Source organism: Pseudomonas sp. NMI542_15, from assembly GCF_021283425.1.
GTDB lineage: Bacteria > Pseudomonadota > Gammaproteobacteria > Pseudomonadales > Pseudomonadaceae > Aquipseudomonas > Aquipseudomonas fortuita.
The window spans coordinates 546,121-565,056 of record NZ_JAJSRO010000002.1 but is presented as its reverse complement, the minus strand read 5'-3'; the positions used below and the strand labels follow the sequence as shown (position 1 = coordinate 565,056).

The following is an 18,936-nucleotide window of genomic DNA, read 5'->3' as shown; positions in this document are numbered from 1 at the left end:
CACTTTTCAGCTGCCGGGGCGTCGAACAGCCACTGTTTTTTCCATTGAGGTAATACTGATGAAAGCCTGGATCTGCCTTCCACTGATTGCCTTGGCCCTTGCTGGCTGCGCAGGCAAGACGGCCTACCGTGACAGCTGCGCGACCCAGCTGGATGCCGCCTGGAAGGAATTGGACCTGGCCAAGGCCGAAGGCTTTGCCGGTGCTGTCAGTTACTCCAAGGCTTTGTCGCTGTTGACCGGGGCCAAGACCCAGCAGCAGTTCGAAGGTTATGAAAGCTGCACGCGCAAAGCCGAAAAGGCGCGCTTCTACATTCGTGAGTCGCGCGCTGGGCGCTGACCGAGGAGCGTCGTATGTCTGCCATGCTAGACCATGTCGTTGCACAGACCCTGGCGGTGCAGGTGCGGCTGCTGGCTTGCCGGGAACGCCTGGCCGCTGATACTGACAGCGAGGCCTTGCACGACCTGCGCATCAGCCTGCGGCGCTTGCGCAGCCTGCTGAGGCCCCTGCGCGGGCTGCCTGGTGTGGAGCAGTTGGAGGAGGCCGCCAGCGCGTTGGGTACCCTGACCACGCCATTGCGTGACCGCGAGGTGCTGGCAGCGGAACTGATCGGGCGCGGCCATACTGCAGCAGGGCAGCGGCGCCTGGAAGGGCGTAGCAGGACCTTTGCCAGTGTGGCTGCCAGCCCACAACTGACCCGGGTGCTGGCGATTGTGGACGCGTTTCCGTTGTTCTTGCGGGCGGCAGGCCGTGAGGGGCTGGTCAAGTCGCTGGACAAGCGCATTGACAAGCGCCTGGTCAAGCAGTGGCGTAGGCTGCACGAAGCCCTGCAAGACCCTGCTCACGACCGCCACCGCCTGCGCTTGCTGATCAAGCGTGCGCGCTATGGCGACGAAGCCTACCCGCAGCTCGACCATGCCGGGAAAAAACTGCAGCGCCTGCTGAAAAAGGCACAGGCAGACCTGGGCGGCTGGCATGACCGCCTGCAGTGGTTGCTGCAGGCACGCGACCATGCTGACCTGGCCCCTTGCAAGGCCGCGTGGGAGCAGGAACTGCACGAGGCGGAACGCACGGCGGATGTGACGCTGGATGCCCTGCTGCGCGCGCTGGCGCGTCGCTAGCCCGAACATTGACCGATATGCGGGCTGATCGCCTGGAGTTTGCTGGCTACGATGGGCAGACCTTATCGCTGTGGGCAGGAGCCAGCCAATGAACTTCAACCAACTGCTTGACGCCGTGCGGGCCAATCCGGATGCCGTCAGTATCCCGCCTGGCTGGGCCCAGGGTCGCGCCGCCTTTGGCGGCCTCATGGCGGCCATGGTTTATGAGGCCATGTGCCTGAAACTGTCCGACAGCCGCCCTGTGCGCTCGCTGGCCATCAGTTTCGTCGCGCCTGCTGCTGCCGATGTGCCAATCCGTTTCGAAGTGGAGGTGCTGCGCGAAGGCAAGGCGGTCAGCACATTGCTCGGCCGCGCCGTGCAGGATGGCCAGGTGGTGACCCTGGTGCAGGGTAATTTCGGTGCAGGCCGGCCTTCGGTGGTCGAGGTGCCAGCGTTACCGGCGATGGAAATGCCAGCACTCGATGACGCAGCGCCCGAGTTGCCGTATATCAAAGGCGTTACTCCGGAGTTCATGCGGCACGTGGCCTTGCGCTGGGCAGTGGGTGGGTTGCCATTCAGTGGCAATCAGTCGCGCAAGATGGGCGGTTGGGTGCGCTTGCGCGATGTGGCTGAAGAACAGGTCAATGAGGCGCATTTGCTGGCGTTGGTCGATGCCTGGCCACCCAGCCTGATGCCCTTTCTCAAACAGCCCGCAGCAGGCAGCACCCTGACCTGGACCATCGAGTTCATTCAGCCCACGGCGAAGCTGTCGACCCTGGACTGGTGCCGCTACTGCGTGGAGACCGAGCATGCGCGGGAGGGTTATGGGCATGCTGCGGCGGCGTTGTGGACGGCGGAAGGCGAATTGCTTGCCCTGAGCCGACAGACTGTGACCGTGTTTGCCTGATCAGTCTTGGGAGCGCTGCGCGCTCCTTTCGCGGCGCAAGGCCGCTCCCACAGGAATCACGCGCAATCTGAAAATTGCGAGATCCTTGTGGGAGCGGCCTTGCGTCGCGATTGGGCTGCAAAGCAGCCCCATGGCATCAATGGCGGTGTTTGTGCCGCTCCCGCCAGGCTTTCCACCACGCCCCGCTCAGCACAAAGCGCGGAAAGGTGATGAACTGCTCTGTCAGCAGGCGCTGCACGGCATCCTGGCGGTTGGCAAAGGGTTCGGGCTGCTCTACCTCCAGGCGGTGGCCATGGCGCTGTAAGCCAAGGCCGGCAATCAGGGCGATCACGCCAACGGCGATCTGGCCCAGGTCCAGGGCGAAGAGGCCCGACAAAATCAGCAGGGCGCCCAGTATGAACAGCGGCACCGCAATCAGGTGCAGCACCAGATTGGCGGGGTGACGGTGGTTATTGTGATAGCCGCGCCATTGCCAGGCGGGCAGGTTGGGCAGGCGTTTGCTCATGGGCAATTCCTCTCGGTCATGCCCAAAGTCTAGTGCGGTTGCCGGGCGCAGGCCAATCGAGGCAGGCTATGGCGACTATAGCTTGAGCTGGCCAATGGCCCTGTTCAGTTCGCCGGCCAGGGTCGCCAATTCGCTACTGGTATTCGCCGAGCCCACCGTCTGCTGCACGGTCTGTTCGGTGACATCGCGGATGCTCACCACCGCCCGGTTCATTTCCTCGGCCACCTGGCTTTGCTGCTCGGCCGCCACGGCAATCTGGGTATTGCTTTCGCGCATTTGCGCCACAGCTCCGGTAATCTCGGCCAGTGCTTCGCCGGCCTCCTTGGCCTGGCGCACGCAATCGTCTGCCTTGAACGAGCTTTCCTGCATGAATTCCACGGCATCGCGGGTGCCTGATTGCAGGGCAGCGACCATGGTGGTGATTTCGTCGGTTGAGGTTTGCACGCGCTTGGCCAGGTTACGTACTTCATCGGCCACCACAGCAAAGCCGCGGCCCAGATCCCCGGCGCGCGCTGCTTCGATGGCCGCGTTGAGCGCCAACAGGTTGGTCTGCTCGGCGATGCTGTGGATCACACCGACCACGCTGTTGATTTTCTGGCTGTCGTCAGCCAGTTGGCGAATCATTTCAGCGGTTTGCTGAACACCGCTGGAAAGCCCGGAAATCGAATCCTGCACCCGGCTGACCACCTCTTGGCCGCTGCCGGCCAAGGTGTCGGCGGTTTGTGACAGGTCACGGGTGGCACCGGCATGCTGGGCAATATGGTGCACCGTCGCCGACATTTCGTTGATGGCGGTGGCGGCCTGATCAGTCTCGCTCTGCTGGCCGAGCATGCCGTGGCGGACGTTGCTCATGCTGGCGGCCAGGCGTGCGGCGCCCGAGTCCAGCTGTGCCGCAGTGTGGGCGACGGTGCTGACCACGCGGTGGTAGGTGGCCTGCATGGCATTGAAGGCGCCGGCCATCTGGCCGACCTCGTCGCCGCAGGCCAGCGGCACACGGGCAGCAAGGTCGCCGGTCTTTTCCACGTGCAGCATCACATCCTTCAACGTATTGAGCTGGCTGAGCAGGAAGCGGATCAGCAACTGCGAGGCGCCGAGCATGGCCAGCATCAGGATCAGGACGCACACCGCGTAGTTGCTGAAGCGGTCGAAAAATACCTGACGCAGGCTTGGCGACTGCGCCAGTACGGCCACCTGCTGGTCGCCGTTGCGCAAGACCTGCGCACCGCGCAACGGGTTTTCGCCGAGGATCCAGGCGCTCGGCAGCTCGACCCAACCTTGGCCACTGCGCAGGCTATCGAGCGCTTCACCGGCGAAAATCGGCGTCTGCCCGGCCGACCAGCTGATGACGTTGGCCGTGCGTGGCAATGCTTGCCCGGCAGGCCAGGCAGCCAGCAGCTGGGCTTGCGCTGCCGCCTGCGCCTGCGCCGCTTCGGCGCGGGCGCGTTGCTCAAGGTGTACGGCGTAGAGCACCAGCAGCAGGGTCGTGACAAAGGCCACCGCATTGACGGCCCAGAATTTGTACTTCAGGGAAACATTGCTAAGCCAGGCACCCATGGGCAGGTCTTCTCTGAGTTGAGCGGAAACAGTATTCGCAAGGTGCCATCATTGTGCCTGCATCTACTCAGCCAGATGTTGACCCATATCAACAGCCCGCGCACAGGGCTCAGGGGAGCCGGAAAAACGCCCGCGCCGTTGCGGTGGTATGCGCCGCCGTGTGCTCGACCGATTCGCCCCGATGCAGCGCCACTTCGCGCAACACCTCCGGCAGAAATGCTGGCTCGTTGCGCCCATTCTTCGGCTTGGGCCGCAGGCTGCGTGGCAGCAGGTAGGGGGCATCGCTCTCCAGCATCAGCCGCCCTTCGGCAATGTTGCCTACCAGTGGATGCAGGTGGGTGCCACGGCGTTCATCGCAGATCCAGCCGGTAATGCCAATGTGCAGGTCCATGTCCAGATAGGCGAACAGCGCCTCGCGCTCGCCGGTAAAGCAGTGCACCACCGCGCCGCTCAGGTGGTCGCGGTAATGCTTGAGGATCGAAAGCAAGCGCTCGCTGGCGTCGCGCTCGTGCAGGAACACCGGCAGGCGCAGCTCTGCGGCCAGCGCCAACTGGGCTTCCAGGGCTTGTTCCTGCAGTGGGCGAGGGGAGAAGTCGCGGTTGAAATCCAGGCCGCATTCGCCCACGGCGCGCACGCGCGGCTCATTCAACAACTGGCGTAACTGGCGCTCGCTGCCGGCATCCCAGGACTTGGCATCGTGGGGGTGCACGCCCGCTGTGGCGAACAGGTGCGCACCGCTTGCATCCAACTGCTGGCACAGCTCCAGCGCCTGTTCACTGACTGCCAGGCTGGTGCCTGTCAGCACCATTTGTGTGACCCCGGCCTCAAGGGCGCGCTCGACGATTGCCGCCTGCTGGTCGTGGAAACTGCTGTTCGTCAGGTTGACGCCGATATCGATCAGTTGCATGGTGCTATCTCGTGCCGCGGGGCGGCCAGCATAGCAAAATCCGCGTTTTTCTGAAAAAACCAAGAACTTCATGCTGTTGCCGTGGTCTTTTACCGTCATTTCTCACTTGGTGGTTCAACCCATGGATACCGCCCAACCACCACGGACACGTTTTGGCATGCTGCGATGCTGGCTTGTTTTTCTGCTGACGCTGGGCCTGACCCTGACCGGCCCGGCCCAGGCGCGCGCGCCGGGGCCGCAGCAGAACATACCACCCGCCAAGGTGCGTGACTTGCAGCAGGTTCGCACCAGCAAAGTGCTGCGGGTGCTGGTCAACCAGAGCCGTAACAGCTCTGGCGAGGTCAAGGGCGAGCCAGTTGGCATCGAGTACTATCGCCTGCGTGCCCTGGAGCATTACCTCAATGCCCGCAACGCGGACGACCAGCAGATCCAGCTAAAGCTCATCCCACGTGCCAAGGAGCAGTTGCTGGGCGCTCTGGCCCGCGGGGAGGGTGACCTGGCTGCGCCGGGCGAGCTGCTCGACCCTGGCACGGTACGCGGCGTCAGCAGCACTGCGCCGATACTCGACCAGGTGCCGTTGACGCTGGTGGGGCGCAAAGGCGAGCGAAGCTTCAGCAAGGTCGAACAGCTGTCCGGGCGTACCGTGGCCTTGACCAGCGCGAGTGCCGCCGGCCCGCTGATCCAGCAGGTCAACCAGCAACTGGCGCTGCGCAAGCGGCCGCCGATCAAGGTGGAGTGGGTTGACTCCACGTTGGCGGTGGAGGATGTACTGGAAATGGTGCAGGCAGGCATCTACCACCTTACCGTTGTCGAACAGCCGATTGCCCGGCGCTGGGCGCGGGTTATGCCGCGCCTGCGGCTGGACAGCCGTGTGCGCCTGGGGCCACCGCAAGCCATGCGCTGGTATGTGGGGCGCGATGCGCCGCAGCTGTTGGCCACGGTGGATCACTTTCTGCGAGGTTACCGCGCGCCAGACAATCAGGATGCCGCGTTCGAGCGCATCTACCGGCGCCAGTACCGGGTGCACAACCCATTGGCCAGCAAGGACCGCCAGCGGCTGGCCTCGGTGCGGGCAGTGCTGCAGAAGCATGGTCAGGCGCAGCAGATCGACTGGCTCAACCTGGCGGCGCTGGCTTTCAAGGAATCGACGCTCAACCCGGCCGCACGCGGCACGGGCGGTGCCCATGGCCTGATGCAGATTACCCCTTCGGCGGCCCAGCGCGTGGGGGTAAGCAACACCGCCACGGTAGATGGCAATGTACAGGCCAGCGCACGCTACCTGGCCCTGATTCGGCGTAAGTTCTTTGCCAGCCCCAGAATCAACGAGCGTGAGCGCATGGCCTTTGTGCTGGCGGCTTACAACCTCGGCCCCGAGCGCGTTCAGGCCATGCGCGCCGAAGCCCGGCGGCGCGGCCTTAACGGCAATCAGTGGTTCTTCCAGACCGAACGCATCGCCATGGAGCAGGTAGGCATGGGGCCGGTCAACTTCGTCAACAGTGTCAACAAGTACTTTTTGGCATTCAACCGCGAGCGGGCCGTGCTGGAGCGCGTAGCGAAGCGTTGATAAATGATTTTGCTGGCGTGCTTTTGCTTGCAGCTTGCAGCTTGCAACTTGCAACTTGTAGCTCATCGCTCTAGCATACCGCCTGCGCCGATTTAAACAGCTACTTGCGGGGCGCAGGAAAGCCCCACCTCCGGGCCATCCGAAATACCGCTAAAGCGCTGGTTCGGTGACGCCTCCCACCGCTGCCCAGCGGGATTCGCGAGGCGGAGAGAAGCTCCATGAGTTGTCCACGTACCAGTGTCTGTTTGAGCCCTTTGCCTGCCAGCCAGGCCACCCGCACACCGCGCATTCTGCTCGGTGGTCAGCATCAGCCCACCCTTTTGCGTCATCTCGAAGGCCTGTCCCGGCGCAAGGGCCAGGCGCGTGCCTTTCTGATCCAGTTCGCTGAAATCGGCTGCCACCTGGCGCAATACGGCAATGACCGTTTCGACCTGGCCGTAATTCAGGCCCCGGCGCCGGGCGAGGCCGCAGAAGTCATTGGCCACCTCACCCGCATCGCGCGCCAAGGCCTTATTACCCGCCGCTGAGGAGTGCGCTGTTGAGTACCAACATCATCACCACGCAAGGCCATGAGGCGCTGAAGAAAGAACTGGACCACCTGTGGCGGGTATATCGCCCGGAGATCACCCAGAAGGTTGCCTGGGCCGCGTCGCTGGGCGACCGCAGCGAGAATGCCGACTATCTGTACAACAAGAAGCTGTTGCGCGAAATCGACCGCCGGGTGCGTTACCTGCGCAAGCGTCTTGAAGATGTAAAAGTGGTGGCCTACTCGCCTCAGCAGGAAGGCAAGGTATTTTTTGGTGCCTGGGTCGAAGTCGAGAATGACGATGGCGAGACCATGAAATTTCGCATTGTCGGCTATGACGAGATCTACGGGCGCAACGATTACATCTCGATCGACTCGCCCATGGCGCGCGCCTTGCTCAAGAAGGAGGAGGGCGATGAGGTAGTGGTGCACACGCCTACCGGTGAAGCGACCTGGTATGTCAACAGTATCAGTTACGGCCAATAAATTGATGTTACCTGCACCGGCCCCTTCGCGGGCACGCCCGCGAAGGGGCCGGTGCAGGTAACCCTCAACCCTCGCGCAACACCGTCAACGGGCTGGCATTCAACGCCCGCCGCGTGCCCAGTACTCCGGCACCGCCCACCAGCAGCGCCCCCGCCAGCGGCAACGCCAGCAGCCACGGGTGCGGGCTCCACTGCAAGTCGAAGGCATAGCGGTACAGCACCAGGGTAATCAGTTCACAGCCCACTGCGGCCAACAATCCGCTGGTTGCCCCCAGCAAGCCGAACTCGATACGCCGTGCCTTGACCAGCAATGGCCGCCCGGCCCCCAGCGCACGGAGCAAGGCACCCTGGCGAATGCGTTCATCCAGCGTTGCCTGCAAACCGGCAAACAGCACCGCCAGCCCGGCAGCCAGCACAAAGACCAGTACATACTCCACTGCCAGGGTCACCTGGGCGAGGATGCTGCGCAGTTGGTCGAGCAAGGCATCCACCTGCAAGATGGTCACTGCCGGGAATGCCCGTGACAGCGCCACCACGTCCAGGTCGTGGCCCGGCGCCAGATAGAAGCTGGTCAGGTAGGTGGTCGGTAGCCCCTGCAGCGTGCCGGGCTGGAAGATCATGTAGAAGTTTGGCTGGAAGCTGTCCCAGTGCACGCTGCGAAGGCTGCTGACCCGCGCTTGGCGCTGCTGGCCGCCGATGTCGAAGGTCAGCAGGTCGCCCATTTTAAGCTTCAGGCTGCTGGCCAGCTCGGCCTCCACCGAAACGCCAGGGGTCTCGTCGTCGGCGGGCAAGGCTTGCCACCAGTTGCCGGCGGTCAGTGCATTGCCTTCGGGCAGCTCGGCGGCCCAGGTCAGGCTGAGGTCGCGCTGCACGGCGCGCTCACCCGCCGAATCCTTGCTGACGATTTGCTGTACCGGTTGCTGGTTGATTTGCACCAGGCGCCCGGGCGTTACCGGGTATAGCGGTGCTGAAGTGGCATTGACCTGATGCAGCCGTTCAGCGAACGGTTCACGGTCATCCGGCAGGATGTTCAGGGCGAAATGGTTGGGGGCATCCTTTGGCAACTGAGCTTGCCAGGTGTCGAGCAGTTCTGCGCGTAGCAGGGCGACCAACCCCATGGCGAGCAGGATCAGGCCGAAGGCCAAGGCCTGGCCGGCGGCTGCCGTGGGGTGGCGCAGCAACTGGCCCAGCCCCAGGCGCCAGGCCAGTGGTGCGCCGGCCAACAGCCGGCGCAGGCTGCGCAAACCGAGCAAAAGCAAGCCACCGAGCAGTAGCGCGGCGACCAGCCCGCCACCGAGCAGGGCGAAGGTGAGCAGCAGGTCAAGGCTCAGGCGCCACATGATCAGGCCCAAGGCAAACAGTGCGGCGCCGTACACCAACCAGCTGCTCGGTGGTATCGGCAACAGATCACGGCGCAGCACCCGCAGTGGCGGGACTTGGCCCAAGGCAGCAATCGGCGGCAGGGCGAAGCCGGCCAGTGCAACCAGCCCGGTGCCGATGCCAGCCAGGGCAGGGACGATGCCGCCGGCCGGCACCACGCTCGGCAGCAGGCCGTGCAGCAAGCGGAACAGGCCCAGCTGTGCCAGCCAGCCGAGCAGGGCGCCGGCAAAGGCGGCGACCAGGCCGAGCATGGCCAACTGCAGGCAATACAGGCCCAGTGCCTGGCGGCGTGAGAGCCCCAGGCAGCGCAGCAGCGCGCTGGCATCCAGGCGCCGAGCGGCATAACGGCTGGCCGACAGGGCCACGGCGACCCCGGCCAGCAGCACCGCCACCAGACTCGCCATGTTCAGGTAGCGTTCGGCCTTGCCCAAGGCGCCACCGATCTGCTGGTTGCCATCGCGTGTGTCGCGCAAGCGCTGGTTGGCGGCCAGGTCTTTTTCCACGGCCTGGCGGTACTGGGCCAGTGCCTCGGCATCGCCGCGCCACAGGTCGCGGTAGGTAACCCGGCTGCCAGGCTGGATAACACCGGTGGCTTCCAGGTCGGCCAGGTTCATCATCACCCTTGGGGTAAGGCTGTAGAAGTTGTTGGCGCGGTCCGGTTCGTAAGTAAGCACACGGCTCATGCGCAGGGTTTTCATGCCTACGTCGATGCTGTCGCCAATCGCCAGCCCCAGCGCCGCCAACAGGCGGGGCTCGACCCACGCCTCGCCAGGGGCCGGGCCGCCACCAGGTGTTTCCTCTGCATAGGGCGCCGGTGCGCTGCGTACCTGCCCGCGCAATGGGTAGGCAGCGTCGGCGGCCTTGACGCTGGACAACTGGATGCCGTTGTCGCCGCCCACCACACTGGTGAACTCGATCACCTGCGCGTGGCGCAAGCCAAGTGCCGTGCCGGTAGCGATCTGTTGCTCGCGAGCGGGGGCACTGCCCTGCAGCACCAGGTCGGCGCCCAGGAATTCGCTGGCGCGCAGTTGCATGGCGCCGTTCAGGCGTGCACCGAAGTAGCCGATGGCGGTGCTGGCTGCCACCGCCACCAGCAGGGCGAAGAACAGCACGCGTACTTCGCTGGCGCGAAGGTCGCGTAGCAACTGGCGCAGGGCCAGGCCGTACAGGCGGGACAACGGCATATGTTTCATCAAGCCTCCACCGGGGCCACCAAGCGCCCCGCATCCAGGCGGATCTGGCGGCGGCAGCGTCGGGCCAGGCGTTCGTCATGGGTGACCAGCACCAGGGTAGTACCGCGCTCTTTGTTCAGTTCAAACAACAAGTCGCTGATGCGCTCGCCTGTGTGGCTGTCGAGGTTGCCGGTGGGTTCGTCGGCAAACAACACCGCAGGCTGCGCGGCGAAGGCGCGGGCGATGGCTACCCGCTGCTGTTCGCCGCCCGACAGTTGGCGCGGGGTGTGGCTCAGGCGCTTGCCCAGGCCGACCCGTTCCAGCAGGCTGCGCGCCTGTTCGCGGGCGTCGCGGCGGCCGTCCAGTTCCAGTGGCAGCATCACGTTCTCCAGCGCATTCAGGCTGTCGAGCAGCTGGAATGACTGGAACACAAAGCCCACATGTTCGGCACGTACCCGGGCGCGCTGGTCTTCATCCAGTGGCCCCAGGTCGGTGCCGGCGAGGAGGACTTTGCCCGCGCTGGGCTGGTCGAGGCCGGCGAGTAGGCCGAGCAGGGTCGACTTGCCCGAGCCCGAGGCGCCGACGATGGCCAGGCTGTCGCCTTTGGCCAGCTCGAGGGAGAGTGCGTGGAGGATGGTAAGGTCACCTTCCGCGCTGGGGACCACTTTGCTAAGGTTCTGCGCAACGAGTATGTTGGGGCCCATGGAGAATCCGATGCGAGTGTGGTGGTTGAGTGCCGGTCTGGCCCTGTATTGCCTGGCCCAGAGCGCGGCGGCGGGAACACTGCTGGTTGTTGGCGATAGTATCAGCGCCGGTTTTGGCCTGGATACCCGCCAGGGTTGGGTCACCCTGTTGCAGACCCGTCTCAAGGACGAAGGTTTCGACGACAAAGTGATCAATGCGTCAATCAGTGGCGACACCAGCGCAGGTGGCCAGGCGCGGCTCCCGGCGCTGCTTGCCGCGCATAAACCGGACCTGGTGGTGCTGGAGCTGGGCGGCAACGATGGCCTGCGGGGGCAGCCGCCCGCGCAATTGCAACAAAATCTTGCCTCGATGATCGGGAGCGCGCGGCAGGCCGGCGCCAAGGTGCTGCTGCTGGGCATGCGCCTGCCACCCAATTACGGCGTGCGCTATACCACCGCTTTTGCCAAGGTGTATGAGCAGCTGGCCGCGGACATGCAGGTGCCGTTGGTGCCGTTTTTCCTCGAAGGGGTAGGAGGGGTGCCCGAATTGATGCAGGCCGATGGCATCCACCCGGCCCAGGGTGCCCAGCAGCGCCTGCTGGAAAATGCCTGGCCGGCGATAAAACCCTTGCTGTGATGCTTTAAACGGGGCGGGCTTTCGGCTAATGTTGCGCCCCCCGTTTCGAGTGCACCCGATGCCGCGCCCTGCCTGGTCCCTGTATGCCTATCAACTGATCGAGCCCGACGAGCAGCTCGACCTGTTCGCCTGCCAGGAAATCCGTGTCCACCTGGTGGCCCGCCAGCTTGAGCTGGGCGTGCCGGTAGACCGTACCTTGTGCGGCGGCCTGCTGCCAGCGCAGCCGCGTTGGTCAGGGGTGCCGCGCGCGATCTACCGCGACAGCCGCCTGTGTGACTTGTGCCGTGCCATCCTCGACGCTCAACGGCGCGGCATGCGCCCGGTCTGGCCAGAGCTGCAAGCCAGCTGAACGGCACGCACCTTTCATCATCTGAAACGCTTGCATCGCGCCAATGCCTCCCGCTTGCATCGGTGCGGGTGTACAATCGATCCTCTTGACCCACCTTTCGAAGGATTTACCGGATGTTGCCGCGCTTTCCTGCCGTCACCCGTAGCCTGTCCCTGGCCGCCCTGCTGGTAGCGGGCCCCGCTGCTGCGCTGGAGCTGCCACTGCCACCGCCCGGTGAAGACATCGTCGGCCAGGTGCATGTGATCAAGGCAAAGTACGAGGATACGTTCGCCGACATCGGCACCGCCAACGACCTCGGCTACCTGGAAATGATTGCCGCCAACCCGGGTGTCGACCCTTGGCTGCCGGGCGCCGGTACCGAGATCATCCTACCGACCCGCTACGTCCTGCCGCCGGGCCCGCGTGAAGGTATTGTCATCAACCTGGCCGAGTACCGCCTGTACTACTACCCGAAAGGGCAGAACGTGGTGCATACCTTCCCGCTGGGCATTGGCCGTGAGGGTTGGGGTTCGCCGATCGCCAACACCAAGATCACCGCCAAGACGCCAAATCCGACCTGGACGCCACCCGCTTCGATCCGCAAAGAGCACGCGGCGGACGGTGACATCCTGCCGACTGTGGTACCGGCTGGCCCTGATAACCCGCTGGGGCCGTTCAAGTTTACCTTGGGCGTGCCGGGCTACTTGATCCATGGATCGAACAAGAAGTTCGGCATTGGCATGCGTACCAGCCACGGCTGCTTCCGGATGCTCAACAACAACGTGCTGGAACTGTCGAAGATGGTGCCTGTGGGCACTCCGGTGCGCATCATCAATGAGCCTTACAAGTTCGGTATCAGCGGCGGCAAGGTCTATCTGGAGGCGCACACGCCGCTGGACGATCAGGGTAACCCTTCGGTGGTCGACAAACACACCGCAGTTATCAATGCGCTGCTCAAGCGTGAAGACTTGGCCAATAACCTGCGCATGAACTGGGACATGGTGCGTGACGTGGTGGCTGCAGAAGATGGCATGCCGGTAGAAATTGCCGTGCCGGTCGAGACCCAGGGTGGCGCGCCAATGGTGTCGAGCATTCCGCCTGAACTGCAGTAAGGTAATTGCGACACATCACGGCCCGCCTAAGTGCGGGCCTTTTCGTGAATGTCGGGCGTGTTTGCCTGGCTGGCAGGCAATAAAAAAGCCGACCCACAAGTGGGTCGGCTTCTTAACAATCCGTGAGGATTATTACTTGCGGCTGGCTTTGTCCAGCATACGCAGAGCGCGCTCGTTGGCTTCGTCAGCGGTCTGCTGAGCCTTCTGAGCGGCTGCCAGTGCGTCGTCAGCCTTACGGTAGGCTTCGTCAGCACGAGCTTGAGCGCGAGCTGCTGCGTCTTCAGTCGCAGTCAGACGAGCTTCGGTTTCTTTGGATACGCTGCTGCAACCGGTAGCCAGAACTGCGGCCAGAGCCAGAGCAGAGAATTTCAGAACGTTGTTCATCGTGTTCCCCTTCAAGGACTTTCTATTAAAGAGCCATCTCTCAGGAAAGAGAAACTGGCCGGCGTACATAGTACCCATTACTTGTAGTAAGTAAACTGACTGAGCGCAAGAACTGCAAAAAAAATGTGGCTAGACGCCGTCCCGACAAGATTTGCGACGCGCACGTGAAAAAAACGTGCACGGTTCCCAAGCTGTTGTAGTACAGGAACTTTTTTGTTGAACTAACGGTGACTTTAACTGTCTTTGGACGTCTTAAGCCCTACAACATCCGGCGGCTATTGAGCGTACAGGGAAGAGTCGCTCTCTCAGCATTTTCACCCTTTTTTAGCCACCGCCACCTTGAGCAATCCCATTCGCGGCGCCTACTATCTTGTGAGTGCCAGAGGCTTCGAACGATTACAATCGTCCAGAGGTCGAAGGGGCAACAGGTGGCGTCGAGGATTTTGCGCCGGATAAACCACCATCGGTTAAGGTATGGGTCTGCCGAGAAGACCTGCGAGGAGTAGTGATGAGCGAAGCGCTGACCATCCACCATGACCAGGCCGGTCATCAGTTCGAGACCAACGTGGACGGTCATCGTGCCTATCTTACGTACATGGATCTGGGCAAGCAGACGCTGGACATCTATCGCACCTTCGTGCCCAACGCCTTGCGGGGCCGCGGCATTGCTGCCGCACTGACCGAGCGGGCTCTGGAGTACGCTGAACAGATGGGCTACACGGTGATCCCGTCCTGCTCATATGTGGAACGCTACATGGAGCGCCAGCAGCGGCACTCGAGCAAGGCCTGACGCACCCCTAAAAAAGCGGGGCCGCTTCACGCCCCATCGCGGCACAAGGCCGCTCCTACAGGAAATCGCATAGACCTGTGGGAGCGGCCTTGTGCCGCGATGGGGCGCGAAGCGGCCCCGTTTTTTTACATCACTCAGCCACGCTTACGCTGCGGCAGCACATCCTTGAGCTTGGCGTGCATGCTGCGCAGGGTCTTCTCGGTCGCCGACCAGTCGATGCACGAGTCGGTAATCGAGACGCCGTACTGCAATTCGTTCAAATCTTTCGGAATCGACTGGCAGCCCCAGTTCAGGTGGCTTTCGACCATCAGGCCGATGATCGACTGGTTGCCTTCCAGAATCTGGTTGGCAACGTTCTCCATTACCAGTGGTTGCAGGGCCGGGTCCTTGTTGGAGTTGGCGTGGCTGCAATCGACCATGATATTGGCCTTGATCTTGGCCTTGGCCAGGTCCTGCTCGCACAGGGCGACGCTGACCGAGTCGTAGTTAGGCTTGCCGTTACCGCCGCGCAGTACCACGTGGCCATACGGATTACCCTTGGTGGTGACGATCGACACGCCGCCTTCCTGGTTGATGCCGAGGAAGCGGTGTGGCTTGGACACCGACTGCAGGGCATTGATGGCAACGGTCAGGCCGCCATCAGTGCCGTTCTTGAAGCCGACCGCCGAGGACAGGCCTGAGGCCATTTCGCGGTGGGTCTGCGATTCGGTGGTGCGGGCGCCGATGGCCGACCAGCTGATCAGGTCTTGCAGGTATTGCGGGGAAATCGGGTCCAGTGCTTCGGTAGCGGTCGGCAGGCCCATTTCGGCCAGGTCCAGCAGCAACTGACGGCCGATGTGCAGGCCATCCTGGATCTTGAACGAGTCATCCAGGTACGGGTCGTTGATCAGGCCTTTCCAGCCGACGGTGGTGCGCGGCTTTTCGAAGTACACCCGCATGACCAGGTACAGCGTATCGGACACTTCTTCGGCCAGTACCTTCAGGCGCTCGGCGTATTCGTGGGCGGCCTTGATGTCGTGGATGGAGCAAGGGCCGACCACGACGAACAGGCGATGGTCCTTGCCGTCGAGAATATTGCGCACCACTTCACGGCCGGCAGTCACGGTCTGCAGGGCCTTGGCGCTGAGAGGGATTTCCTTCTTGAGCTGATCGGGGGTGATCAGGGTCTCGTTGGAGGCAACGTTCAAGTCATCGATCGGTAAATCAGCCATCGTGTTACTCGTCAGGTCACGGGTGCCGGCCGCCAACTATCCCCGTGCGGCCCAGCAGCAAGAATAATCGCAGCGGGGAGCCGAACCTTAGCGCGTTACGGGTGGCGCGACAATGGGCGCAAGTCCCGTCAGCGTGCTGTTTTACCTGCTCCTTTAGCGCGCTGGTGTCGATGGGCTACCTGACAGTGCGCAAGCGGTGTAAAAAGAAGGCTGATTTTTCCCGGGAGGTCCGCATGCATCCGCACACACCACGCATTGGCATCATTGGCAGTGGGGCTATCGGTGGCTTCTATGGTGTGATGCTGGCTCGCGCGGGTTTCGACGTGCATTTTCTGCTGCGCAGCGAGTATCAGGTTGTACGCGAACAGGGGTTGGCGCTGGACAGTGCGGTGCACGGCAAGCTGCTGATGAAGGTGCAGGCCTATGCCAATGCCGCAGATATGCCGGCTTGCGACTGGTTACTGGTCGGTGCCAAGGCCACCAGCAATGACCAGCTGGCGCCTGTGATCGTGCAGGCTGCTGCGCCGGGCGCCAAGGTTTTACTGCTGCAAAACGGCCTGGGTGTGGAAGAGCAGCTGCGTCCGGCATTACGTGGCGACATGCACCTGCTCGGCGGCCTGTGCTTCATCTGCGTCAACCGCCACGCGCCGGGTGTAATTCGTCACCAGGCCCTGGGGGCGGTCAACCTGGGCTATCACAGTGGGCCGGCCCGTGAGGGTGGTGCCGCAGTTGTCAGGGAAGGTGCCGGGTTGTTTCAGGCGGCGGGCATCGATTCGCAGGCCATGCCGAACCTGGACTTGGCGCGCTGGCAGAAGCTTGTATGGAACGTGCCTTATAACGGCCTGTCGGTGCTGCTGGGTGAAGGCACCACCGGGCTGATGGCAAGCAGCCACAGCCGTGCCCTGATACAGGCCTTGATGGCTGAGGTGGTGCGAGGCGCTGGCGCCTGCGGGCACGTATTGCCCGAGGGCTATGCCGAGCACCTGTTCCAGATGACTGAGCGCATGCCCGACTACTGGCCAAGCATGTATCACGACTATGCCCTCATGCGCCCGTTGGAACTGCAGGCTATCTATGCTGAACCGCTGGCGCGTGCACGTGCGGCAGGCTGCAGCTTGCCACGCACCGAAATGTTGTACCAGGCACTGAGTTTTCTCGACGACAGCGATCGACCCCGCTGAGCTGGCTTTGACCCCAATGGCGCGATTTTGCGGGGCCTCCAGCCCGTGCCGGTAGCGCGCCGGACGGCAAAGCGTGTGTCCGGTGCGCTGCTAAGCTGAAGCTTGCTCTGCCGCTGCGGCAGTCGAGGAGGTCGAATGATCCGCTCCATGCTGTACGCCACCGACCTCGGTGTCTACGCCCCTTTTGTGATGCAGCACGCGCTGGCCTTGGCGCGCACGTTCAATGCCGAGCTGTATGTGATCCATGCGGTGGAGCCAATGGGGCAATTCGCCGAATCCCTGCTGCAAAGCTATCTCGATGAGCAGACGCTTGACCAGTTGCACAGCCAGGGGGTGAGCACGGTGATGGCCAACATTGAGCAGCGCGTGCTGGAGAGCTTCCGCGATGAGCTGGGCGAGGAGGCCGACCTGGCAGTGATCAAAGCGGTGCGGGTACGCCAAGGTGACCCCGCGCAGGTGATCCTTGACCAGGCGCAGCGGTTGAGCGTTGACCTGTTGATTTTCGGCAGCCACAGCGCCGGTGCCGGTGTGGATGTGCCCTTGGGGCGTACGGCGGTGCGGCTGCTGCAGCTGTCGCCGGTGCCGGTGTACATGGTGCCGTTGGCGCAGCATCTGGGGCGTAGGAAAGTGTGAAGATGGCCGTAGGCTGTTTGCGGGGGCATGTAACAAAATAGTTCTAGATTTATTTCCAGAACCACTAATATAGTTATATATCGTCGCTGCCTGCTGCCGCGGACTCATCGCTGAACCGAGGGGAACCTATGAAGCTTCAACAACTGCGCTACATCTGGGAAGTGGCGCACCATGACCTCAACGTCTCCGCGACGGCGCAGAGCCTGTATACCTCCCAGCCTGGTATCAGCAAGCAGATCCGCCTGCTCGAAGACGAACTGGGTGTTGAAGTCTTTGCTCGCAGCGGCAAGCACCTGACCCGTGTCACGCCGGCCGGTGAGCGCATCATCAATACCGCCGGCGAAATCCTGCGCAAGGTCGAGAGCATCAAGCAGATCGCCCAGGAATTCTCTAACGAGAAGAAGGGGACGCTGTCCATCGCCACCACCCACACCCAGGCGCGCTATGCCTTGCCGCCGGTGATCAGCAGTTTCATCAAGCAATACCCGGAAGTGTCGCTGCACATGCACCAGGGTTCGCCCATGCAGATTGCCGAGATGGCTGCGGACGGTACGGTCGACTTCGCCATCGCCACCGAGGCGCTGGAGCTGTTTGGCGACCTGATCATGATGCCGTGCTACAAGTGGAACCGCTGTGTTGTGGTGCCCCAGGGGCATCCGCTGGCCAAGCTGCCGAAACTCACCCTCGAAGCAGTTGCCGAATACCCGATCGTGACCTACGTGTTTGGTTTCACCGGGCGCTCGAAGCTGGACGAAGCCTTCAACCACCGTGGCCTCACGCCAAAAGTGGTGTTTACCGCGGCAGACGCCGACGTGATCAAGACCTATGTGCGGCTTGGGCTGGGCGTGGGTATCGTCGCGGGTATGGCCGTGGACGCCAAACTCGACAATGACCTGGTGGCCCTGGATGCCAGCGAGCTGTTCGAGGCCAGCATCACCAAGATCGGCTTCCGCCGTGGCACCTTCCTGCGTGGCTTCATGTGCGACTTCATCGAGAAGTTTGCCCCGCACCTGACTCGCGAAGTGATGGCCAAAGCCATTCAGTGCCATAACAAGCAAGAGCTCGAAGAGCTGTTTGCCGGTGTTGAGCTGCCGGTGCACTGATCCACGATTGCAGGGGGCTGCAAAGCAGCCCCGGCTATCTCAAGCCTTGCTGATCAGGTTGCCTGCGTGCAACCCGCATTCCTTCTGCGTTGACTCTTCCCACCACCAACGCCCTTCGCGCTCATGCTGGTTTGGCAGTACCGGGCGGGTGCATGGCTCGCAGCCGATGCTGATGAAGCCGCGCTCATGCAGGCTGTTGTATGGCAGCTCAAGCATGCGGATATAACCCCACACTTCTTCACTGCTCATCTGCGCCAGCGGGTTGAATTTGTAGAGGGTGCGCTCGGGCGTGGAGAAAGCGCTGTCGATTTCCAGTGCCGCCACCTGGCTGCGGGTGCCTGGGCTCTGGTCGCGGCGCTGGCCGGTAGCCCAGGCGCTCACGGTGGCCAACTTGCGGCGCAGCGGCTCGATCTTGCGAATACCGCAGCACTCGCCGTGGCCGTCCTTGTAGAAGCTGAACAGGCCCTTTTCCTTGACGAACGGGTCGAGTTTGGCACGGTCGGGGCTGAGCAGTTCAATCGGCAGGTTGTACTGCTCGCGCACCTGGTCGATGAACCGGTAGGTCTCCGGGTGCAGGCGGCCGGTGTCGAGGCTGAACACCTTGACCTGCTTGTTCAGCTTCCAGGCCATGTCGACCAGCACCACGTCCTCGGCGCCGCTGAAGGAAATCCACAGGTCATCACCAAAATGCTCGAAGGCGAGCTTCAGAATATCCTGTGGGGACTTGTTGGCGTAGGTCGCGGCCAGGGCGGCGACGTCGAAGGGTTGGCTCATCA

21 protein-coding genes are annotated in these 18,936 nt (G+C 62.8%); 13 read left to right on the top strand and 8 right to left on the bottom strand.

Annotated elements, in window-relative coordinates:
- Window positions 1–58 precede the first annotated feature (58 nt).
- From LU684_RS05780 to LU684_RS05770, 3 genes are all read left to right on the top strand, one after another.
- Window positions 59–337 (top strand): lipoprotein, encoded by a 279-nt coding sequence (locus tag LU684_RS05780; RefSeq protein ID WP_003250254.1) that lies wholly within the window; start codon window positions 59–61, stop codon window positions 335–337.
- Window positions 338–351: 14 nt separating this feature from the next.
- Window positions 352–1,119 carry a CHAD domain-containing protein gene (locus tag LU684_RS05775; protein ID WP_060518922.1) on the top strand — a complete coding sequence of 256 codons (768 nt, stop codon included), beginning with the start codon at window positions 352–354 and terminating at the stop codon, window positions 1,117–1,119.
- A gap of 88 nt (window positions 1,120–1,207) precedes the next feature.
- A complete protein-coding gene (locus LU684_RS05770; protein WP_016485890.1) occupies window positions 1,208–2,005 on the top strand; it encodes an acyl-CoA thioesterase in 798 nt (265 codons plus the stop codon).
- Window positions 2,006–2,141: 136 nt separating this feature from the next.
- On the opposite strand, the gene LU684_RS05765 is transcribed toward LU684_RS05770, so the two are convergent.
- The 3 genes from LU684_RS05765 to LU684_RS05755 form a co-directional block, all read right to left on the bottom strand.
- Complete coding sequence (locus tag LU684_RS05765) at window positions 2,142–2,510, bottom strand: Mpo1-like protein (protein WP_016485891.1); 369 nt, start codon at window positions 2,508–2,510, stop codon at window positions 2,142–2,144.
- Between the two features lie 75 nt (window positions 2,511–2,585).
- Window positions 2,586–4,064: a methyl-accepting chemotaxis protein gene (locus LU684_RS05760; protein WP_232894249.1), complete on the bottom strand. Its 1,479-nt coding sequence runs from the start codon at window positions 4,062–4,064 to the stop codon at window positions 2,586–2,588.
- A gap of 109 nt (window positions 4,065–4,173) precedes the next feature.
- Window positions 4,174–4,971: a TatD family hydrolase gene (locus tag LU684_RS05755; RefSeq protein WP_016485893.1), complete on the bottom strand. Its 798-nt coding sequence runs from the start codon at window positions 4,969–4,971 to the stop codon at window positions 4,174–4,176.
- Between the two features lie 157 nt (window positions 4,972–5,128).
- On the opposite strand from LU684_RS05755, the gene LU684_RS05750 reads away from it, so the two are divergent.
- The 3 genes from LU684_RS05750 to greB all read left to right on the top strand — a co-directional run bounded on the left by LU684_RS05750 (window position 5,129) and on the right by greB (window position 7,547).
- Entirely contained in the window at window positions 5,129–6,535 is a 1,407-nt protein-coding gene (locus LU684_RS05750; protein WP_016485894.1) for a transglycosylase SLT domain-containing protein, read from the top strand.
- A gap of 218 nt (window positions 6,536–6,753) precedes the next feature.
- A complete protein-coding gene (locus LU684_RS05745) occupies window positions 6,754–7,062 on the top strand; it encodes a hypothetical protein (RefSeq protein ID WP_016485895.1) in 309 nt (102 codons plus the stop codon).
- Window positions 7,063–7,073: 11 nt separating this feature from the next.
- Window positions 7,074–7,547: a transcription elongation factor GreB gene (greB, locus tag LU684_RS05740; RefSeq protein ID WP_232894248.1), complete on the top strand. Its 474-nt coding sequence runs from the start codon at window positions 7,074–7,076 to the stop codon at window positions 7,545–7,547.
- 64 nt (window positions 7,548–7,611) lie between these two features.
- On the opposite strand, the gene LU684_RS05735 is transcribed toward greB, so the two are convergent.
- Complete coding sequence (locus LU684_RS05735) at window positions 7,612–10,119, bottom strand: ABC transporter permease (RefSeq protein ID WP_232894247.1); 2,508 nt, start codon at window positions 10,117–10,119, stop codon at window positions 7,612–7,614.
- On the bottom strand, window positions 10,119–10,802 hold the full coding sequence (locus tag LU684_RS05730; RefSeq protein WP_016485898.1) for an ABC transporter ATP-binding protein: 684 nt from the start codon (window positions 10,800–10,802) through the stop codon (window positions 10,119–10,121). The genes LU684_RS05735 and LU684_RS05730 overlap by 1 nt, the downstream gene beginning before the upstream one ends.
- A 10-nt stretch (window positions 10,803–10,812) precedes the next feature.
- On the opposite strand from LU684_RS05730, the gene LU684_RS05725 reads away from it, so the two are divergent.
- From LU684_RS05725 to LU684_RS05715, 3 genes are all read left to right on the top strand, one after another.
- Window positions 10,813–11,418, top strand: a complete 606-nt coding sequence (locus LU684_RS05725; RefSeq protein ID WP_016485899.1) for an arylesterase — start codon at window positions 10,813–10,815, stop codon at window positions 11,416–11,418.
- 58 nt (window positions 11,419–11,476) lie between these two features.
- A complete protein-coding gene (locus tag LU684_RS05720; RefSeq protein ID WP_016485900.1) occupies window positions 11,477–11,767 on the top strand; it encodes a hypothetical protein in 291 nt (96 codons plus the stop codon).
- 113 nt (window positions 11,768–11,880) lie between these two features.
- Window positions 11,881–12,858, top strand: a complete 978-nt coding sequence (locus LU684_RS05715) for a L,D-transpeptidase family protein (protein ID WP_016485901.1) — start codon at window positions 11,881–11,883, stop codon at window positions 12,856–12,858.
- A 132-nt stretch (window positions 12,859–12,990) separates the two neighbouring features.
- Here the strand turns inward: LU684_RS05715 and oprI are convergent, their stop codons facing one another.
- The gene (oprI, locus tag LU684_RS05710; RefSeq protein ID WP_003259780.1) at window positions 12,991–13,242 is read right to left on the bottom strand and encodes an outer membrane lipoprotei OprI; all 252 of its coding nucleotides are present in this window, start codon (window positions 13,240–13,242) and stop codon (window positions 12,991–12,993) included.
- A 508-nt stretch (window positions 13,243–13,750) separates the two neighbouring features.
- Between oprI and LU684_RS05705 the strand changes: the two genes are divergently transcribed.
- Window positions 13,751–14,032 carry a GNAT family N-acetyltransferase gene (locus LU684_RS05705; RefSeq protein WP_003250290.1) on the top strand — a complete coding sequence of 94 codons (282 nt, stop codon included), beginning with the start codon at window positions 13,751–13,753 and terminating at the stop codon, window positions 14,030–14,032.
- Window positions 14,033–14,166: 134 nt separating this feature from the next.
- On the opposite strand, the gene LU684_RS05700 is transcribed toward LU684_RS05705, so the two are convergent.
- Complete coding sequence (locus tag LU684_RS05700) at window positions 14,167–15,243, bottom strand: 3-deoxy-7-phosphoheptulonate synthase (protein WP_016485902.1); 1,077 nt, start codon at window positions 15,241–15,243, stop codon at window positions 14,167–14,169.
- Between the two features lie 233 nt (window positions 15,244–15,476).
- On the opposite strand from LU684_RS05700, the gene LU684_RS05695 reads away from it, so the two are divergent.
- The 3 genes from LU684_RS05695 (at window position 15,477) to cysB (ending at window position 18,160) form a co-directional block, all read left to right on the top strand.
- Window positions 15,477–16,424: a putative 2-dehydropantoate 2-reductase gene (locus LU684_RS05695; RefSeq protein ID WP_232894246.1), complete on the top strand. Its 948-nt coding sequence runs from the start codon at window positions 15,477–15,479 to the stop codon at window positions 16,422–16,424.
- A gap of 135 nt (window positions 16,425–16,559) precedes the next feature.
- Window positions 16,560–17,057 (top strand): universal stress protein, encoded by a 498-nt coding sequence (locus tag LU684_RS05690; RefSeq protein WP_016485904.1) that lies wholly within the window; start codon window positions 16,560–16,562, stop codon window positions 17,055–17,057.
- Between the two features lie 128 nt (window positions 17,058–17,185).
- Window positions 17,186–18,160, top strand: coding sequence for an HTH-type transcriptional regulator CysB (cysB, locus tag LU684_RS05685; protein ID WP_016485905.1), 975 nt, complete (start codon window positions 17,186–17,188; stop codon window positions 18,158–18,160).
- Window positions 18,161–18,199: 39 nt separating this feature from the next.
- Here cysB and LU684_RS05680 read toward each other — a convergent pair whose 3' ends face one another.
- Window positions 18,200–18,934 carry a phosphoadenylyl-sulfate reductase gene (locus LU684_RS05680; RefSeq protein WP_016500538.1) on the bottom strand — a complete coding sequence of 245 codons (735 nt, stop codon included), beginning with the start codon at window positions 18,932–18,934 and terminating at the stop codon, window positions 18,200–18,202.
- Between the last annotated feature and the right edge of the window lie 2 nt (window positions 18,935–18,936).

What these genes read in the sequence shown, in the direction of transcription:
- LU684_RS05745 (WP_016485895.1), top strand. Translation starts at nt 6,754, where the DNA reads ATGAGTTGTCCACGTACCAGTGTCTGTTTGAGCCCTTTGCCTGCCAGC.
- LU684_RS05700 (WP_016485902.1), bottom strand. Translation starts at nt 15,243, where the DNA reads ATGGCTGATTTACCGATCGATGACTTGAACGTTGCCTCCAACGAGACC.
- LU684_RS05775 (WP_060518922.1), top strand. Translation starts at nt 352, where the DNA reads ATGTCTGCCATGCTAGACCATGTCGTTGCACAGACCCTGGCGGTGCAG.
- LU684_RS05680 (WP_016500538.1), bottom strand. Translation starts at nt 18,934, where the DNA reads ATGAGCCAACCCTTCGACGTCGCCGCCCTGGCCGCGACCTACGCCAAC.
- LU684_RS05695 (WP_232894246.1), top strand. Translation starts at nt 15,477, where the DNA reads ATGCATCCGCACACACCACGCATTGGCATCATTGGCAGTGGGGCTATC.
- LU684_RS05780 (WP_003250254.1), top strand. Translation starts at nt 59, where the DNA reads ATGAAAGCCTGGATCTGCCTTCCACTGATTGCCTTGGCCCTTGCTGGC.
- oprI (WP_003259780.1), bottom strand. Translation starts at nt 13,242, where the DNA reads ATGAACAACGTTCTGAAATTCTCTGCTCTGGCTCTGGCCGCAGTTCTG.
- LU684_RS05755 (WP_016485893.1), bottom strand. Translation starts at nt 4,971, where the DNA reads ATGCAACTGATCGATATCGGCGTCAACCTGACGAACAGCAGTTTCCAC.
- LU684_RS05705 (WP_003250290.1), top strand. Translation starts at nt 13,751, where the DNA reads ATGAGCGAAGCGCTGACCATCCACCATGACCAGGCCGGTCATCAGTTC.
- LU684_RS05770 (WP_016485890.1), top strand. Translation starts at nt 1,208, where the DNA reads ATGAACTTCAACCAACTGCTTGACGCCGTGCGGGCCAATCCGGATGCC.
- LU684_RS05725 (WP_016485899.1), top strand. Translation starts at nt 10,813, where the DNA reads ATGCGAGTGTGGTGGTTGAGTGCCGGTCTGGCCCTGTATTGCCTGGCC.
- LU684_RS05735 (WP_232894247.1), bottom strand. Translation starts at nt 10,119, where the DNA reads ATGAAACATATGCCGTTGTCCCGCCTGTACGGCCTGGCCCTGCGCCAG.
- LU684_RS05760 (WP_232894249.1), bottom strand. Translation starts at nt 4,064, where the DNA reads ATGGGTGCCTGGCTTAGCAATGTTTCCCTGAAGTACAAATTCTGGGCC.
- LU684_RS05750 (WP_016485894.1), top strand. Translation starts at nt 5,129, where the DNA reads ATGCTGCGATGCTGGCTTGTTTTTCTGCTGACGCTGGGCCTGACCCTG.
- LU684_RS05715 (WP_016485901.1), top strand. Translation starts at nt 11,881, where the DNA reads ATGTTGCCGCGCTTTCCTGCCGTCACCCGTAGCCTGTCCCTGGCCGCC.
- cysB (WP_016485905.1), top strand. Translation starts at nt 17,186, where the DNA reads ATGAAGCTTCAACAACTGCGCTACATCTGGGAAGTGGCGCACCATGAC.
- LU684_RS05690 (WP_016485904.1), top strand. Translation starts at nt 16,560, where the DNA reads ATGATCCGCTCCATGCTGTACGCCACCGACCTCGGTGTCTACGCCCCT.
- LU684_RS05765 (WP_016485891.1), bottom strand. Translation starts at nt 2,510, where the DNA reads ATGAGCAAACGCCTGCCCAACCTGCCCGCCTGGCAATGGCGCGGCTAT.
- LU684_RS05730 (WP_016485898.1), bottom strand. Translation starts at nt 10,802, where the DNA reads ATGGGCCCCAACATACTCGTTGCGCAGAACCTTAGCAAAGTGGTCCCC.
- LU684_RS05720 (WP_016485900.1), top strand. Translation starts at nt 11,477, where the DNA reads ATGCCGCGCCCTGCCTGGTCCCTGTATGCCTATCAACTGATCGAGCCC.